The following is a 17528-nucleotide window of genomic DNA, read 5'->3' as shown; positions in this document are numbered from 1 at the left end:
TCCTCAGGATGACGGGATTGAGATCGTAGCTTCCCCTACCCCACGATCGTGTTGAAGACGCGGCGCACCTCGCTCTGGGTCTCGCGCAGGCGCGCTTCCAGCGCGGAGAAGTCCGGCGTGTCCCCGGCCCGCGCCATTACGCGCAGCAGGTCTTCGCCCGCGGTCTCCGGATTGAACTTGCCGGTGACGCAGAGCCGCAGGATCTGCGTCAGGTCATGATAGAGCCGCGCCGCCGAGCGCAGGATCTCCGCCTCGGACTGGCCGAGCAGGCCGAGCTTGGCGGCATTGTCGAGCACCTGCAGCGTGGAGACGCTGAGGATTTCCGGCTTCACCGCGGCATGCACGAGCTGGAGATATTGCGCGATGAAATCGATGTCGACGAGCCCGCCGGCGGCGAGCTTGAGATCCCAGACGTCGTCCTCGCCCTTCTCCAGCGCGATCGCGCGCCGCATGTCGGCAACGTCGGCCGCGGTCGACGCCGCATCGCGCGGCCGGGTCAGCACGCTGCGGATGATCGCTTCGATCTTCTCGCGGAATTCCGGCGACGACGAGATCACGCGGGCGCGCGTCAGCGCCATGTGCTCCCAGGTCCACGCCTCGCGCTCCTGGTAGTCGGAGAACGAATCGATCCGCGAGGCGACCGGGCCGGCGCGCCCCGACGGGCGCAGCCGCATGTCGACCTCATAGAGCACGCCGTAATTGGTCCGGGTCGTGAAGGCGCTGATCAGGCGCTGGGTGAAGCGGGCAAAATACTGCGCGCCATGCAGCGAGCGCTCGCCGTCGGAGTCCGGCGCCTCGCTATCGAAATCGTACAGCAGGATCAAATCGAGGTCGGAGGACGCCGTCATCTCGCGGCTGCCGAGCCGCCCCATCGCGACGATCGCGGTCTCCTGCCCATTGATCCGACCATATTGCGCGGCGAACTGGTCGGTGACGAGGCCGTGCACGGTGTGGACGATCCCCTCGGCCACATCGGCAAAGGCGGTGCTGGCGTGCTGCGCCGATACCGTGCCGGACAGGATCCGCGTGCCGATCAGGAACAGGCTCTCCTGGCCGAACAATCTCAGACGATCGAGAAAATCCTCGTAGGACGACGCATCCTGCAGCGTGGCGGCCAGCCGCTCCGACAGTTCCTTCTTGTCCGGCATCGCGCCGAAGAAGCGCGGATCGACCAGGCCGTCCATGATCTGCGGCTGCCGCGCCAGCATGTCGCCGAGCCGCGGTGCCGCGCCGAGGATCAGCGCCACCAGCGCGACGAAGTCGCGGTTCTGGCTGAGCAGCGAGATCAGCCGGCCGCCCCGCTGCAGCGCGCCGAGGAAACGGTCGAACGCCGCCACCGCATCATCCGGCTCCTCGGCATGCGCGAGGCCGTCGATCAGGCCGGGAATGAATTCCAGGAACGCGGCGCGCGTCGCCTCGACGCGCAGCGCGCGATAGTCGCCCTCGATCCATTGCTGCACGGTGCCGGCAACCGCAATGGGCTTCTTGAAGCCGAGATTGGCGAGATGTTCGATCAGGCGGGCGTCCTCAGGCCCGGTGCCGTAGTCGATATCCGGCAGCTTTGCGGTGCCGGTCGGATCGTCGCCCTCGAACAGCTTGGCATAGTGGTTCTGCACGATCTTGAGCTGGCCGAGCAGGTCTCTGGCGAAGGCCTCGCGATTTTCGTAGCCGAAGAAATGCGCAAAGCGCTCGACATCCTCAGGCGCTTCGGGCAGCGAATGGGTCTGCTCGTCGGCGATCATCTGCAGCCGGTGCTCGACCCGGCGCAGGAATTCATAGGCCGTCGTCAATTCGTCGCGCGCTTCAAAGGTGATCCAGTTGCTGTTGGCGAGCACGTTGAGCGCCTCCAGCGTCGGCCGCACCCGCAACTCCGGATGGCGGCCGCCAGCGATCAGCTGCTGGGTCTGGGCGAAGAACTCGATCTCGCGGATGCCGCCGCGGCCGACCTTGACGTTATGGCCCTCGACCGAGATCTCGCTCTGGCCGCGATAGGTCTGCATCTGCCGCTTCATGTCGTGGACATCGGCAAGCGCGGCAAAATCCAGATGCTTGCGCCAGACAAAGGGCGCGAGCTCGGCGATCAGCGCCTCGCCGGCCTTGGGATCGCCGGCGCAGGGCCGCGCCTTGATCATCGCAGCACGCTCCCAGGTGCGTCCCTCGCGTTCGTAATAATGCAACGCCGCGTCGGTCGAGATCGCGACCTGGGTCGAGGCCGGGTCCGGACGCAGCCTGAGATCGACCCGGAACACATAGCCGTCGCCCGAGCGCTGCTGTAGCATCCGCGCCATCGCCTGGGTGACGCGCACGAAGAACGGCTGCGGCTCGATGTCCTCGGCGAGCGAGGTGGCCGCGCGATCGAAGAACACGATCAGGTCGATGTCGCTGGAATAGTTCAGCTCGCCGGCCCCCATCTTGCCCATCGCGAGCACGATCAGGCCCGAACCTGCTTCGGGGTGATCTGGATCGGCCGCGGTCATCCGGCCGCGGGCCACTTCCTGCCGGAACAGATATCGCAGCGCCGATTGCACCGAATTCACCGCGACGTCGGTCAGCGCCGCCGTCACCCGCATCACCGGCCAGACGCCGCCGATGTCGCACAGCGCGATCATCAGCGCGGCCTCCGCCTTCATGCGGCGAAGCAGAACCATCACGTCGGCCTCGCTGCCGGCGGCGAGCACCTCGCGCGACGTCGTCTCGATCAGGTTGGCCAGATGCGAACTCCGGGTCGCATGACAGGATCCGGATCAGCCGCGCGGCGTCGGCACGCGCGAGCTCGAACAGGTAGGGCGAGAACTCGGCGATGCCGCGCAGGATGTCGCGTGCGAACGGATGTTCAAGCAGCGCATTGAGCGCGGCCAATCGCGCCGGCTCGAGCTCGGCGAACCAGTCGGTCAGGCGCTGATCGGCGGATACGGGCGCGGCGACACGCGGTCCGTCCGCGAACCGCGCGGCCAGACGATGTCGATCCGCGTATCCCGGCGCGGCGGCATTCATGCCGCCTTCTGTGGCACATCCTGCGTTTGAGCCGCAAGCCTGTCACTGCCGCCCGCCCGCGCGGGCAGCACCAGGGTGGCGACCAGCCCCGGATGGGCATCGCCGAGCCTGAGCTCGCCGCCATGAAGTGTGGCGACTGCAGAGGCCAAGCTGAGGCCGAGACCGGAACCGGGTAAGGTCCGGCTCGCCTCTAGCCGGACGAAGCGCTCGACCGCGTGCTTGCGGTCGGCCTCGGGAATGCCCGGACCGTGGTCGGTGACGCTAAGCAAGACCTGGTCGCCCTCGCGCCGCGCCTCGATCAGAATCTCCCGCGCATCCGCATTGAGCGGCTGTGCGCTCACGTCGGGCTTGCCGTATTTGATGGCATTCTCGACCAGGTTGGCGACCGCCTGGCTGATCAATTCGCGGTTGCCGTGAATCGGCGCCGGCACGGTCTTCACCTGCAGCGTCATGCCGTCGTCCTCGGCCAGCGGCTCGTACAGTTCGTGGATGCCGTTGGCGACATCGGCACCGTCGAAATCGTCCATGTTGCCGCGCGCCTGGCCGGACTCGGCACGCGCAATCATCAACAGGGCGTTAAAGGTGCGGATCAGCCCGTCGGATTCCTCGATGGTCCGCTCCAGCGCCGCGCGATAGTCGGCCTCGCAGCCCGACCGCGCCAGCGCCTCCTCGGCGCGGTTGCGCAGCCGCGTCAGCGGCGTCTTGAGGTCATGGGCGATGTTGTCGGAGACCTCCTTCAGCCCCGTCATCAGCGCCTCGATGCGCTCGAGCATGGCATTGAGATTTTCCGCCAGGCGATCGAGCTCGTCGCCGCTGCGGCCGACCGGCAGCCGGCCGGACAGATCGCCCGCCATGATGCGCTTGGTGGTTCCGGTCATGGCGTCGATCCGGTGCAGCACGCGGCGGGCGACGAAGATACCGCCGCCGATGCCGAGCACGACGACGACGAGGATCGACCATTGCGCGGCCTTGGCGACGATGCCGAACAGCCGCCGCCGTTCCTCGAGGTCGCGCCCGACCAGCAGGCGGAAGCCGTTGTCCATCTGGGTGACCCGCACCAGGGCGCGGTGATCGGTCTTGTCCTGGTCGTCCAGCCGGCGATAGGCGGTCTCGGTCCAGCCCTGCGTGCTCATCACGCCCGGCGCCAGCGCGCCGACATTGCCGGCGAGCATCTGCCCGTTCGGCGCCGTCACCAGATAGAGGTTGGCACCCGGCCGCAGCGCACGATTGCCCATGGTGCCCAGCAGGCCGCGCAGGCCGCGGCGGTTGTAGATGTCGGTGATCTCGCTGATCTCGACATTGACCGTCGTCGTGATCTGCTCGGTGATCAGCCGCCGCGTGTTCCAGGCGAAGTAAGCCAGCAGCGAGGCGGCGAACAGCGCGAACAGGAACAAGTAGACCAGCGTCAGCCGAAACGCCGTGGTCCGGATCAGTTTACCGAATGCCGTCACGGATCATATACCCCGCGCCGCGGATGGTATGCAGCAGCGGCCGCTCAAAACCCTTGTCGATCTTGGAGCGCAGCCGCGAGATGTGGACGTCGATGACGTTGGTCTGCGGATCGAAATGATAATCCCAGACATTCTCGAGCAGCATGGTGCGCGTCACCACCTGCCCGGCATGCTTCATGAGATATTCGAGCAGGCGGAACTCGCGCGGCTGCAAGGTCAGCTCGTCCTTGCCGCGGGCGACGCGATGGGACAGCCGATCGAGCTCGAGGTCGCCGACCCGGTAGGTCGTCTCCTCGGCCGGGCCGACATCGCGCCGCGACAGCACCTCGACGCGCGCGAGCAGCTCGGCGAAGGAATAGGGTTTCGGCAGGTAGTTGTCGCCGCCGGCGCGCAGGCCCTTGATGCGGTCATCGACCTGGCCGAGCGCCGAGAGGATCAGCACCGGCGTCCGGTTGCCCTTGTCCCGCAGGCTGCCGATCAGCGACAGGCCGTCACGCTTCGGCAGCATGCGATCCACAACCAGCACGTCGTAGTCGCCGGACTCGGCCATCGACAGCCCTTCCTCGCCATCGGAAGCGAGATCGGCGATATAGCCGACTTCGCGGAATGCCTTGACCAGATAGTCGGCTGAACTCACGGTCGTCTTCGATGATCAGGATGCGCATTTGCGGAGCGATTGCGGTCACGGGAATTGGCCCTCTGTCAGCATGACGCGGCCGGCCTGCACATGCAAGACGACCGCGCATATTCTCGATTGCTTGAAAAAAGTGGGCGGTGAAGCTGGGGGACCTCACCGCCCTGAGACCTTCCGACAGAGGGGGGCATATTCCATCGAAAGGCAACGTAGGGAGCGAGCAAGGGGCCCGCCCCCCGGAAAGCGCCGTCGGCGGGGGCGACTGATGCCGGCGACGCCTTCCAACTCATAGATAGTTATCCCTTCGCCAGCGGCACTGCCACAAAGCGCGACGAACCGCCGCTCTTCACGCGCATGAGAACGCTGTTCTTGCTGTCATTGCGCGCCGCGGTGATCGCATCCCGCACTTCACCGGCGGTGCCGACGGACTTGCCGGCGACCTCGAGGATCACGTCGCCTTCCTTGAAGCCCCGCTCAGCGGCAGCACTCTTGGGATCGACTTCGGTCACGACCACGCCATCCTTGCCGGCGCCGGCCACGCTGTTGGCGGGCGCGACGGTGAGGCCGAGCTTCGGCACGTCGGTGCCGCGGGACGAATTGCCCTTGTCGCTCTTGTCGGTGTCAGCCTTGGCTTCCAGGTTGTTCGGCAGCTGGCCGAGCGTGAGGTTGACGGTCTTGTCCTGACCCTTGTGCAGCACGTTCAGCTTCACGGCATTGCCGGGCGCGAGGCCACCGATGGTGCGGGCGAGTTCGCGCGCATCCTTCACCGGCTCGCCATTGACGGCGGTGATGACGTCACCGGATTCGATGCCGGCCTTGGCTGCGGGGCCGTTGGCCTGCGGTTCGGCAACCAGCGCGCCTTCGGCCTTCTTCATGCCGAGGCTGTCGGCGATGTCGGAAGTCACCGGCTGGATCTGGACGCCGATCCAGCCACGGCTGACCGCGCCCTTGTCCTTCAGCTGGGCGACGACGCTCTTGACGGTCTGGGCCGGGATCGAGAACGCGATGCCGACGCTGCCGCCGGACGGCGAGTAGATCGCCGTGTTGACGCCCATCACCTCACCGGACACGTCGAACGCCGGGCCACCCGAATTGCCCTTGTTCACAGGCGCATCGATCTGGATGAAATCGTCATACGGGCCGTTGCCGATGTCGCGGCCGGAGGCCGAGACGATGCCCGCGGTCACGGTGCCGCCGAGGCCGAACGGATTGCCGACCGCCAGCACCCAGTCGCCGATGCGCGGCTTGGTTTCGGAAAGCTTGGCAAACTGGAAGTTGGAGCCGCCCTCGACCTTGATCAGCGCGAGGTCGGTGCGCGGATCGGTGCCGATCACCTTGGCGGAATAGGTCTTGCCGTCGTCGGTGGTGACTTCGACCTTGTCGGCGCCGTCAACGACGTGATTGTTGGTCACGGCAAAGCCGTCAGCCGAGATGAAGAAGCCGGAGCCCTGGCCCGTCACCACGCCACCGCCACGCGGTCCACCGCGCAGACCCGGGGCGAGCCATCCGGACCGCCGAAGCGGCGGAAGAAGCGCTCCATCGGCGAACCCGGCTGGAACGGCGAATCGTCATTGCTACTGTCGTCCTTCGCGACCTTCTCGCGAATGTTGACCTTGACCGAGATCACCGACGGCTTCACGCGCTCGACGATGTCGGCAAAACCGACCGGCTGCTGAACCTTCTTGACCTCGTTATTGACCTGCGCATGCGCAGGCGTCGTGAATAGGTCGGCGGGGTTGTGCGAGGGGCTGAAGCCGTAGGTGGCGGCACCGAGGCCGGCCACGACCGACGCCATCAGCGCGAATTTGCGGGCAGAGAACAGCGAGCGCTTCGGCGCCTTGTAGGACGGAAGGGTCGAGAGGTCGGGACGGTCGGTCATGTCTTGAAATCTCCAGGGGCCAGAATCATTGGTGCCGGGGCAAGCACCTGATGGGTCTGAACATGGGGTCATCAGCCTTACGGCGCGCTGGCTGCGGAATTAAACTTTTGTAATTGAGGTTGCCGCCGCTGCGGCAGAATAGCGCAGGCAAATAAAGGACTTAATAGGGAACTAAAGCGACTTGTCCGGCGCGGATTCCGCCGCCAGCAGGCGTTCCAGGCGCGCCTGCTCGTCGGACGTCAGTCCAGGGGCGGAATCGCCCCCGCCGGCGGCCGGATTTGCCTTGCGCCGGCCGAGCCGCCAGAGCGCCAAGCCGCCCAGCAGCAGCGCCAGCGGCGGGGTCAGCCACAGCAGCAGCGTGTGCTCGTTGAGGCGCGGCTTCAGCAGCACGAATTCGCCGTAGCGGGCCACCAGGAAATCGATCACCTGGGCGTCGCTGTCGCCGGCCGAGATGCGTTCACGCACCAAGAGACGGAGATCGCGCGCCAGCGGCGCCTCCGAATCGTCGATCGACTGGTTCTGGCAGACCATGCAGCGCAGCTCCTTGGAGAGCTCGCGCGCCCTCGCCTCCTTGGCCGGATCCGCCATGACCTCGTCGGGCAGCACCGCCCGTGCGGGCATCGCCCCGAGCATCAGGGCCGCCGCAAGCACGGCGGCTGCAAGCGCGCGCGACCGCATCACTCGGCCGCCTGCAATGCGCGCGCCGCTTTCGCTGGCTTCGGCGCGCCGACCCGCAAGCGGCGGTCGGACAGCGACAGCAGACCACCGAACGCCATCAGCACCGGGCCCCACCAGATCATCAGCACCAGCGGCTTGTGATAGATCCGCACCGCGATCGCGCCGTCGGCCGAGGTATCGCCGAGCGAGATGTAGAGCTGGCTGGCGCCGCGCGTCATCAGCGCGGCCTCGGTCGTCGAGGCGCCGCGGGTCGTGAAGTTGCGCTTCGACGGCGTCATCACGCTGACCTTCTCGCCGTCACGCGTCACGGTGAATTGCGCGACCATCTCGCGGAAGTTCGGACCCTGCCGTGGGTTCAGGCCGTCGAGCCGCAACTGGTAGCCGGCGACACGGGCGACGTCGTCCGGCTTCATCGCGCCGATATATTCGCTGTTCCAGGTGGTTTCGCAGACGATCCCGATCAGCGCGACGCCGAGACCGGCATGCGCGAAGGCGGTCCCCCAGGTCGCGCGCGGCAAGCCGCGCGCACGGCGCAACGAGAGCGACAGCGGAATCCGGAACAGCGCGATGCGCTCGGCGAGATCGCACAGCGCGCCCATGATCACGAACACCGCCAGCCCGATCGCGAGCGGCGCCAAGGTCGCGCCGCCATAGGTCCACGCCAGCACCAGCGCCATCGCAACCAGCGCGACGATGCCGGCCACCATCAGCCGCTGCGCCGCGCCGAGCAGGTCGCCGCGCTTCCAGGCCAGCAGCGGCCCGAACGGCACCGCGAGCAGCAGCGGCACGAACAGCGGCGCGAAGGTGAAATTGAAGAACGGCGCGCCGACCGAGATCTTTTCGCCGGTCAGCACCTCTAGCGCCAGCGGATACAGCGTGCCGATGAACACGGTCGCGCAGGCGGTGGTGAGCAGCAGATCGTTGAGCACCAGCGCGCCTTCGCGCCGAGATCGGCGCGAACAGCCCGCCCTGCTTCAGCGCCGGCGCACGCCAAGCATACAACGACAGGCTGCCGCCGATGAAGACGAACAGGATCAGCAGGATGAACACGCCGCGTGTCGGATCGGTGGCGAACGCGTGGACCGAGGTCAGCACGCCGGAGCGCACCAGGAAGGTGCCGAGCAACGACAGCGAGAAAGTCAGGATCGACAGCAGGACGGTCCAGACCTTCAGCGCGTTGCGCTTCTCCATCACCAGCGCCGAATGCAGCAGCGCGGTGCCGGCAAGCCACGGCATCAGCGAGGCGTTCTCGACCGGATCCCAGAACCACCAGCCGCCCCAGCCGAGTTCGTAATAGGCCCAATAGGAGCCCATGGCGATGCCGAGCGTCAGGAAAATCCACGCCATCAGCGTCCACGGCCGCACCCAGCGCGCCCAGGCGGCGTCGATCCGTCCCTCGAGCAGCGCCGCCACCGCGAACGAGAACGAGATCGAGAAGCCAACATAACCGAGATAGAGCATCGGCGGATGCACCGCGAGGCCGATATCCTGCAGCACCGGATTGAGGTCGCGTCCCTCCAGCGGCGGATTGGCGATGCGCAGGAACGGGTTCGAGGTGATCAGGATGAACAGATAGAACGCGCTGGCGACCCAGGCCTGCACCGCCAGCACATGCGCGCGCAGCGACAGCGGCAGATCGTTGCCGAAGGCAGCGACGAGGCCGCCGAACAGCGCCAGGATCGACACCCACAGCAGCATCGATCCTTCATGGTTTCCCCACACGCCGGTGATCTTGTAGAGCAGCGGCTTCAGCGAATGCGAATTCTCGTAGACATTGGCGACCGAGAAATCCGAGGTGACGTGCAGCGTCACCAGCGCCGCGAACGACGCCGCGACGAACAGCAACTGGGCGAGCGCGGTCGAGCGCGCGACGTTCATCAGCGCCGCATCGCGCCAGCGCGTGCCGATGATCGGCACGATGGACTGGATCAGCGCAAGCCCGAGCGCGAGCACCAGGGCGTAATGTCCACTTTCGGCAATCACCGCACGGCTCCCTGGGTCGGCGCCGCGGAGGCGCTCGGCGTATTGCTTGATTTGGCGCCGTAATCGTCCTTCCAGTGGCCCTGCTTCTTCAGGGCGTCGGCGACGTCCTTCGGCATGTAGGTCTCGTCATGCTTGGCGAGCACGGTGTCGGCGCGGAACACGCCGTCGGCGTCGAGCGCGCCTTCGGCGACGACGCCCTGCCCCTCGCGGAACAGATCCGGCAGGATGCCCTTGTAGGCGACCGGCAGCGTCGCGCCGCCGTCACCAACGGTGAAGGTCACGGCGAGATTGTCGCCGCGCTTGAGCGAGCCCTGCTCCACCAGGCCGCCGAGCCGGAAACGCTTGCCCGGACCAAGATGCTTTTCGGCGACCATCGACGGCGTCGAGAAGAACACGATGGAATCGCGCAGCGCGTTCAGCACCAGGCCCGCGGCGATCGCGAGCACGACGAGCGCGCAGCCGATCAGTGTCAAACGCCGTTGCTTCCTGGTCATGTTCCATCCTTGCGCATGACGTTCTCCGCACTTTTCGGCGTCATGCGTTATCCATCCAGCCCGAGATTCTTCAGCCCCTCATTGAGCTGACGCAACCGGTCCGCATCGTTGGCGACCGCCTGACGAGCATCCGCTAGCGCGCTCATCGCCTTGTCGCGCTCGCCCATCACGAGATAGGCGCGGACCAGCCGCAGCCAGCCCTCGACGTCGTCGCCATTGGTCTTCAGCCGCGTCGCCAGCCGATCGACCATGCCTTTGATCATGGTGCCGCGATCGGCCTCGCTCATATCCCTGGCCGCAGCCACCGCACTGTCCGGCAGCGCCGGTGCGCTCACGCCACCAGGCGAGCTGACGCCGCTGGGTGCGCTGACGCCGCCGGGTACGCTGCCGCCGACGCGTACCAAGGCGGCCTGCACCAGCGGCCGCCACGGCGCGTCCGCCGGCCCCTTCGCCAGCATCTTCTGCCAGAGCGTCGCGGCATCGGCCTTGCGGCCGTCCTGCTCGGCGGCGAGACCGAGGAAATAGTTCGCCTTGGCATCGTCGCCATTCAGCGCGACAGCGCGCTCGAATTCCGCCTTCGCGTCCGCAGTGACGACGCCGCCGGCAGTCCCCATCAATGCTTCGCCGAGATCGGCGCGGCGATCGGCGCTGTCGCCGGCATAGGTGATGGCGTTGCGATAGGCGCGGACGGCGTCATCGTAGCGGCCGAGGCGCGAAAGCACCGGCGCCAGCACCGTCCAGCCGCGGCCGTCGGTCGGGTTCTTCTCCAGATGCGCCTCGACCTGGGCGACCAGATTGGCGAGCGGCTGGTTGGCGTCGGCCACCCGGCTGCGCTCGGCGAGCGGGAAGTCACCAAGGCGCGGCGAGCCGAGCGCGAGATAGAAGCTCGAGGCAATCACCGGCAATCCGACCAGGCCGACGATCGCGGCAGTGCGCCGCAGATTGAGGCTGCCTTTCACCGGAGCCTCACGTCCGCCCTGATCGGCCGCGGACAGCAGCCGCCGGCTGATCTCGACCCGCGCGGCATCGGCCTCGGCGGCACCGATGATCCCGGCGGCCATGTCGCGGTCGATTTCGGCGAGCTGGTCGCGATAGACCACGACCTCGCTGCCACCGGTATCCGCGCGCCCGCGGCGGCTGAGCGGCCAAAGCACGGCAAAGATCGCCGCGACCGTCATCAGCGCGAACACAAACCACAGCGTCATCAAGCGGTTCCCGGATGGAACGGCGGCTTCCGGCAAGCCGCCTTAGAATCGCTTTACACTACCGGCGGCGAGCCCGGCAATTGACAATTGCTGGATCGGCGGAAGGTCGAAATCAGGCGGTTTCCGGTGCCGTTCCGGCGGTATTGCAGCGGCGTTACCGGGCGAAGGCGCGCACGACCAAAATATCGAAAACAACCCCATGCAAAGGAGCAGGCTTCCGCCGACGCCCGATTGATGGTTGACACGTCGGGCAAATCAGCGCCACACTTCCATTATTCCGAAATTACGCAGATGCTGGTCGTCCCACCTTGGCGGACTCTGTCCGGCTTGCCGTCGAACCTGCCCGCGAATTGCGCACTCTCGCTACCCCGCGCGCGACGACTTGCGCTCGCCGGTCACGGCGTTCTCGGCCGCCCGGTTCATCAGGGAGGCGTAGTCGTGGCCGAACAGCACCTCGCAGAAGCGGATCGCGGCCTTGACCTGCTGCTGGCGGAAGGCGCGGACCCGGGCGTCGCCGCCGCGCAGCGACTGCACCAGTCCTTCGGTCGACTGCTCGACATAATGTTGCAGGTCCGAGAAGGTCCGCAGCGTCACCTCGTTGATGGCGAGCTCGCTGGCATAGGTGCGGCACACCGCGACGAAATCGATCAGCGCCGCGGCATCCTCGACCTCGGTCGCATCGATCTTGGCGCCTGCCGTAATGTCCTTGTCGGCGCGCTGGCGCAGGATGCGGCGGACCCGGCCCGGCACGCTGTCGATCTCCGATTGCAGCGCGTTGGAAGTATCGGCGCGGACCGAGGTGAGCTGGCGGCCCCAGGTGGAATTGTTGCGCAGATCAAGCTCGGTGCGCAGGCCGCGGACGCCGTCATGCAGGGTCTTGAGCTGCTCGCCGACGTAATCGAAATGCCCGCGCCTGATGTCGGTACGCAGGCAGGCCGCGACGAACGACAAATCATGCAGCGCGATGGTGACAGCGATGCCGTACGGCGTTGCCGCAACCCGCAGTTCGTCGTCGGAGGCCGCCATCTTGATGGCAAGACGGACGATCTGCCACGGCGCGGCGAGCCGCTGCGCAATCAGTGACAGCGCGAACGGCAATAGCTGCGGCGTCTGCAGCGACGGCAGCTTGAGCGCTTCCGTGGCGGACGCGATCTGGGAGTCGGCAAACACCCGGATCTGGCTCGGCAGCCGGCTGCCCAGGGTTTCCAGCGCTTCGCGCGCCTGCAGAACGAGGCCGATCGGCAGCAGGTCCTCGACCACGTTTGGCGGGCCGACGCGCGACAGCGCGCGCTGGCGGTCGTCCTGACTTGGCGCGGCGATCTTGAGGATGGCGTCCGCGGCCGCAAGCTGGAACTTGCGCGCAGCAGTCTCCATCGGACCGCTCTCCGTGGCCGCCGCCAGCGCCGCCTCGAATGCGCGGGCCGCCTCGGGCGCGCCCTCGCGTGCCAGCCATTGCCAGATCGGCAGCAGGGAGGCGCGTCGGATCTGCCCCGCTCGCGTCGGGAAATTGGTCTCGGCGAGGAATGGCTCGAGCGGCCGGAACAGGAGGCGTGCCGGGTCGTCGCTGCGCGGCTGGATCTGCTCGTCCTCCTCGGCCCCGCGCACGATCTTGCGCAGCTGCTCGAGGACCAGATTGGCGACGGCGACGTCGTCGCCGCGTTCGACGGCGCGCTCCAGCTCCCGCATCAGCAGCGCCTGCGATTGCGGCGGAAGCTGCGCGAGATAATCCCTCAGCCGCTCGGTCGATTTCTGGCTCATGCCCGGTCGTGAAAGCTTGGTGCCCGGCAAGCGCCGCAGCCCGTCCGCCCGCAATGATAGCGGCGGGCCCGTTAAGAAGCCGTTTAGGAATAATAGCGGCGTCGATCCTCCCAAGGCAGACTAGAGCGTTAGCCGATCAGGTTGCAAGTAGCCCGCGGCGATGAAGTAGTTTGTGGATTCCGTGGGCGTGTAGGTGTCGATGATGCGCCCGACAGCATCCCAAAGGCCGCCGACGGTGCGTTCGGCGGCCTTCCGCAGATTTGCTTTGAGCTTGGCGAAGGCATTCTCGATCGGATTGAGGTCGGGACTGTAGGGCGGAAGATAGAGAAGCGTAGCGCCGGCCGCCTCGATCATCTCACGTATGCGGGGCCCTTTGTGGCTGGAGAGGTTGTCCATGATGACGATGGCGTGGTCTGGCAGCTCAGGAATGAGCACCTTTTCGACATAGGTCTCAAAGGCGTTGCGGTTGATGGGGCCATCGAGCACCCAGGGCGCGATGATGCCGCGTGTGGTTAGAGCGGCTACGCAGGTAGTTGTTTTCCAGTGGCCGTGAGGAACGCTGGCCCGCAGACGTTCTCCGCGCTGGCAGCGGCCATGGGTTCGCGCCATGTTGGTCGACGCCCAGGTCTCGTCGATGAAGACGAGCCGATCCCGGTCGAGCTTGCCCTGGCTCTCGCGCCAGGCCTCGCGTCGCTTCAAGACGTCCGGGCGATCCTGCTCTGAGGCATGGGCGGTCTTTTTTTACGCGTGATCTTGTGGCGCTCGAAGAAGCGGCGGATCGTGCCATAGCCAAAGGACAGGCCTTGTTTGCTCAAGCCGTCACGCAATTCCTCGATGGTGATATCCGGCGCCGTCTCGAGCAGAGCCATGATCGTCGCCTGATGAGTATCAATCCGGTGGGACTTGCGGTCGCCGCCCTGAGCCCTCGGCTGGGCATCGCCTTGCTCCCGCTCGCGCGTTCGCCAGCGGCTTACGCTTGCCGCGCTGACGCCAAATCGCTCGGCAGCCTGCCGGCCTGAAATGCCACTCTCAATACAGGCAAGCACACGTTCGCGAAGATCCATCGACAGCGGTTTCGCCATGCCCGCCGGCCTCCAGCTCCGGCGACCAGCTTGAATCACCAAAACGCTGATTTGTGAATCCCCAACGATTCAGTCAGATCGGCCAACGCTCTAGAGCGAGATGGGTTTAGGTCGGATGGCGACCGCGGCGGCGCTGCGCTCCCTCTCCCCGTTCTTACGGGGAGAGGGTTGGGGTGAGGGGCCGCCTCCGCGTATCGGGTGATAGCTGCGTTTACGGAGACTCCCCCTCACCCGGAACGCATCTAACGATGCGTTCCGACCTCTCCCCGCGCGCGGGGCGAGGTGAAGCGGAATCCGCCGCTCGATTCAGAGTAAAGTCATCTTGTGCTACACCGCCGGCAGCGTGAGCTCGGCGCGCAGGCCGCCGATCGGCGCGTTGTTCAGGGCGAGATTGCCGCCGTAGAGGCCGGCGAGATCGGTCACGATCGACAGGCCGAGACCGGAGCCTGGTTTTGAACTCGTCGAGCCGCTGGCCGCGCCGCGACACCTGGGCCCGCTCGGCTTCCGACAGGCCGCGCCCGTCGTCGTCGACCACAATGCGCAGCCTCGGCCCGGCGCCCGAGGCCTCGGGCGGGACCACGGTCACCTCGACGAACACCTGCGAAGCCGCCCATTTGCAGGCGTTGTCGACGAGATTGCCGACCATTTCCTCCAGGTCCTGCCGCTCGCCGCGAAACCGTGCCGCCGGATCGGCCTTCGCCTCGATCGAGAGGTCGCGATCGCGATGGATCTTCTCCATGGTCCGGCGCAGCGCCTCGATCACAGGTGCGACGTCGGTGATGGTGCTGACGATGGTGGCACGGGCCGCGATCCGCGCGCGTTCGAGATGGTGCGCGACCTGGTCCCGCATCAGATCGGCCTGCTCCAGCACCTTGCTGGCGAAAGGATCGGCGGTATGCGCCGCCGCCTCGTTCACGATCACCGAGAGCGGCGTCTTGATCGCATGGGCGAGATTGCCAACATGGGTGCGCGAGCGCTCAACGATCTCCCGGTTGGCATCGATCAGCGCGTTGGTCTCGCGCGCCAGCGGTGCGATCTCGACCGGAAACCGGCCCTCCAGCCGTTCGGCGCGGCCGGAGCGGATATCGGCAATCGCATCCGAAATGCGCTTGAGCGGCGCGAGGCCGTAGCGCACCTGGAAGATCGTGGTCAGCAGCAGCACGATGCCGAGCGCGGCGAAGGTGCCGCCGAGATAATAGTCGAAGCTGCGCGTCTCATCGAAGATCTCGGTGGCATCGCCGGCGACGCTGACCAGGAACTTGCCGTCGGCGCCGAGATCGACCGGCCGCTCCACCACGCGCAGGCTCTGGCCTTCGGGCCCGTCGACGTAGCCGAGCCGGACCCCGGCGGCGGTCAGCTCGGCGCCGTGCTCCTCGAGCTTGGGCAGCTTCTTGTCCCACAGCGAACGCGAGGCTCGGGTCTCGCCCTTTTCGGTATCGGTCCGGGTGATCTGCCAGTACCAGCCCGACAATGGCAGGTCGAACAGCGGCTCGCCGAGCGACTGAAACTGGCGGTCCGCCGGCTCGTCCGGCGTCGCCACCTCGGCGATCAGGGTGCGCAGATAGAGATTGAGCCGGCGGTCGAAGGCGCGCTCGGTCGCGTCGCGATAGACCGACGACAGGATGACGCCCGTGATCGCCAGGATCACCACCACCCAGGCGGTCGCCGAGACGAACAGGCGTGTCGCGAGCGAGCTGCCGCCCATCAGGGCACGAGCTCGAACATCGCGTCAGCGGGCCGCGACAAGGCGAGTTCAGACATGGCGAATCCAGTCCTCCTGGCGCGGATCATGCCAATGCCCGCATCGCGATCAAGCACCTTAAGAGCATGATCCGATTGAATAGGACATGCTCTTATCCCATTGTTTGGTCCGCGCTTTCTTCACGCAAACGAACCGGCATCCATTTCGCTCGAAAATGGTTTAGGTCGGCGGCGACAGCATGTAACCGAGGCCGCGAACGGTCTGGATGATATCGACTTCCAGCTTCTTGCGAATGCGCCCGACGAACACCTCGATCGTGTTGGAGTCGCGGTCGAAGTCCTGGTCGTAGAGATGCTCGACCAGTTCGGTGCGCGAGACCACCCGCCCGGTGTGGTGCATCAGATAGTCGAGCAGATTGTACTCGTGCGAGGTCAGCTTGATCGGATTGCCGTTGACGGTGACCCGCTTGGTGCGGGTATTCAGCGCCACCGGCCCGCAGTTCAGTTCGACCTGGGCATGCCCGGTCGCGCGGCGCAGCAGCGCGCGGATCCGCGCCAGCACCTCCTCGAGGTGGAAGGGCTTGGCGACATAGTCGTCGGCGCCGGCGTCGAAGCCTTGAACCTTATCGCTCCAGCGATCTCGTGCAGTGAGGATCAGCACCGGCATCACCCGCTTGTTCCGCCGCCAGGCCTCAAGCACCGAGATACCGTCCATTTTCGGCAGCCCGATATCCAGCACGACCGCGTCATAGGGCTCGCTGTCGCCAAGGAAATGCCCCTCCTCGCCGTCGAACGCGCGATCGACCACATAGCCGGCATCCGTCAGTGCGGTGGTGAGTTGGCGGTTCAGATCCGGGTCATCCTCAACGACGAGCAGACGCACTTTGGCCTCCGAGAGTGAGCATTACGACATTCCGGCACCAAATGAGGCTTCCCGCCGTGAACGGCTTATGAATGGACCCTCAAGGCGCCGCTAATTTTTTCGTCAGGTGCACCATCCCGGGAACCCGCGCAAGCACCCCTGGTTCCCTCCATGAGATGCGCGCGAAGTGAGATTGGGTTTCAGCTTAAGGTATTTTAATACCATAAATTTGAAAGCAATTATTGCTGGCGACCGTCCGGCGGACCGGCGCGCGGACAACATGTCGGGTCATTTGCAGTCGACCGGCAAGTTAACCTTCGACGACCATTTTCATGTCGCTGACAGCGGCGATGCGCTAATTCAACCGCGGTGCGCCCCAGCGCATATGGACCGGGAAGACCGCGTTGCTTGTTTCAAAGATACGGAGGTTCGGCGTGATTGCAGGCTGGCTTGCGCTTGCGCTCATCGCCTTCGTGACACTGTCCCCGATCCAGGACCGTCCCTCGCTATTCCATCCGCAGATCGAGCATTTCGCTGCGTTCGCCGTGATGGCGCTGGCCTTCGTGCTGGGCTACCCGCGGCGAACTGCGCTGATCGTGCTCCTTGTCATCTTCAGCGCGTTCACGCTCGAAGCAATGCAATTCCTGACACCGGATCGTCACGGCCGCCTGATCGACGCGATCGTCAAGGTGGCGGGAGGTCTCGTCGGCATCGGCGTCGGTCGCTTCATGCTGCTCGTGCTGCGCAACCAGCTCGGCCGGCTGAGGTCGGGCGTGGAGCAGTCCGCGAACTGAGCATTCGGCGCAT

8 protein-coding genes and 5 pseudogenes are annotated in these 17528 nt (G+C 66.0%); 1 reads left to right on the top strand and 12 read right to left on the bottom strand.

Annotated features, from left to right (window positions below; genetic code table 11):
• Positions 1–35: 35 nt before the first annotated feature.
• The 12 genes and pseudogenes from ACSKB9_RS38935 to ACSKB9_RS38880 all read right to left on the bottom strand — a co-directional run bounded on the left by ACSKB9_RS38935 (position 36) and on the right by ACSKB9_RS38880 (position 16742).
• Positions 36–2994 (bottom strand): annotated as a pseudogene (locus tag ACSKB9_RS38935) (bifunctional [glutamine synthetase] adenylyltransferase/[glutamine synthetase]-adenylyl-L-tyrosine phosphorylase).
• Entirely contained in the window at positions 2991–4445 is a 1455-nt protein-coding gene (locus ACSKB9_RS38930; protein WP_438079628.1) for an ATP-binding protein, read from the bottom strand. Before ACSKB9_RS38930 ends, ACSKB9_RS38935 begins: the two are co-directional and overlap by 4 nt.
• Positions 4429–5110: pseudogene (locus tag ACSKB9_RS38925) on the bottom strand (winged helix-turn-helix domain-containing protein). The gene ACSKB9_RS38930 and the pseudogene ACSKB9_RS38925 overlap by 17 nt, the downstream one beginning before the upstream one ends.
• A 265-nt stretch (positions 5111–5375) precedes the next feature.
• Positions 5376–6958, bottom strand: a pseudogene (locus ACSKB9_RS38920) (Do family serine endopeptidase).
• 171 nt (positions 6959–7129) lie between these two features.
• Complete coding sequence (locus ACSKB9_RS38915; RefSeq protein WP_438079627.1) at positions 7130–7636, bottom strand: cytochrome c-type biogenesis protein; 507 nt, start codon at positions 7634–7636, stop codon at positions 7130–7132.
• Positions 7636–9619, bottom strand: a pseudogene (locus tag ACSKB9_RS38910) (heme lyase CcmF/NrfE family subunit). The gene ACSKB9_RS38915 and the pseudogene ACSKB9_RS38910 overlap by 1 nt, the downstream one beginning before the upstream one ends.
• The gene (ccmE, locus tag ACSKB9_RS38905; RefSeq protein WP_168858113.1) at positions 9616–10113 is read right to left on the bottom strand and encodes a cytochrome c maturation protein CcmE; all 498 of its coding nucleotides are present in this window, start codon (positions 10111–10113) and stop codon (positions 9616–9618) included. Before ccmE ends, ACSKB9_RS38910 begins: the two are co-directional and overlap by 4 nt.
• Positions 10114–10160: 47 nt before the next feature.
• Positions 10161–11318: a c-type cytochrome biogenesis protein CcmI gene (ccmI, locus tag ACSKB9_RS38900; RefSeq protein ID WP_438079626.1), complete on the bottom strand. Its 1158-nt coding sequence runs from the start codon at positions 11316–11318 to the stop codon at positions 10161–10163.
• A gap of 363 nt (positions 11319–11681) precedes the next feature.
• Positions 11682–13076 (bottom strand): hypothetical protein, encoded by a 1395-nt coding sequence (locus tag ACSKB9_RS38895; RefSeq protein WP_438079625.1) that lies wholly within the window; start codon positions 13074–13076, stop codon positions 11682–11684.
• A 120-nt stretch (positions 13077–13196) separates the two neighbouring features.
• A protein-coding gene (locus ACSKB9_RS38890; RefSeq protein ID WP_438071698.1) for an IS630 family transposase occupies positions 13197–14158 on the bottom strand; the annotation gives its coding sequence in 2 pieces (ribosomal slippage) (positions 13197–13819 and positions 13819–14158; 963 coding nt in all).
• Positions 14159–14485: 327 nt separating this feature from the next.
• Positions 14486–15863 (bottom strand): annotated as a pseudogene (locus ACSKB9_RS38885) (ATP-binding protein).
• Positions 15864–16079: 216 nt separating this feature from the next.
• Positions 16080–16742, bottom strand: a complete 663-nt coding sequence (locus ACSKB9_RS38880) for a response regulator transcription factor (protein WP_016841655.1) — start codon at positions 16740–16742, stop codon at positions 16080–16082.
• Positions 16743–17155: 413 nt separating this feature from the next.
• Here ACSKB9_RS38880 and ACSKB9_RS38875 point away from each other — a divergent pair, with 413 nt between their 5' ends.
• A complete protein-coding gene (locus tag ACSKB9_RS38875) occupies positions 17156–17515 on the top strand; it encodes a VanZ family protein (protein WP_438079624.1) in 360 nt (119 codons plus the stop codon).
• Positions 17516–17528: the final 13 nt, after the last annotated feature.

Origin of the sequence: Bradyrhizobium sp. BR 1433, from assembly GCF_051547665.1 — a bacterium.
Taxonomy (GTDB): Bacteria; Pseudomonadota; Alphaproteobacteria; order Rhizobiales; family Xanthobacteraceae; genus Bradyrhizobium; species Bradyrhizobium australafricanum.
The sequence above is the reverse complement of the archived record's forward strand: the minus strand, read 5'-3'. Positions and strand labels throughout refer to the sequence as shown.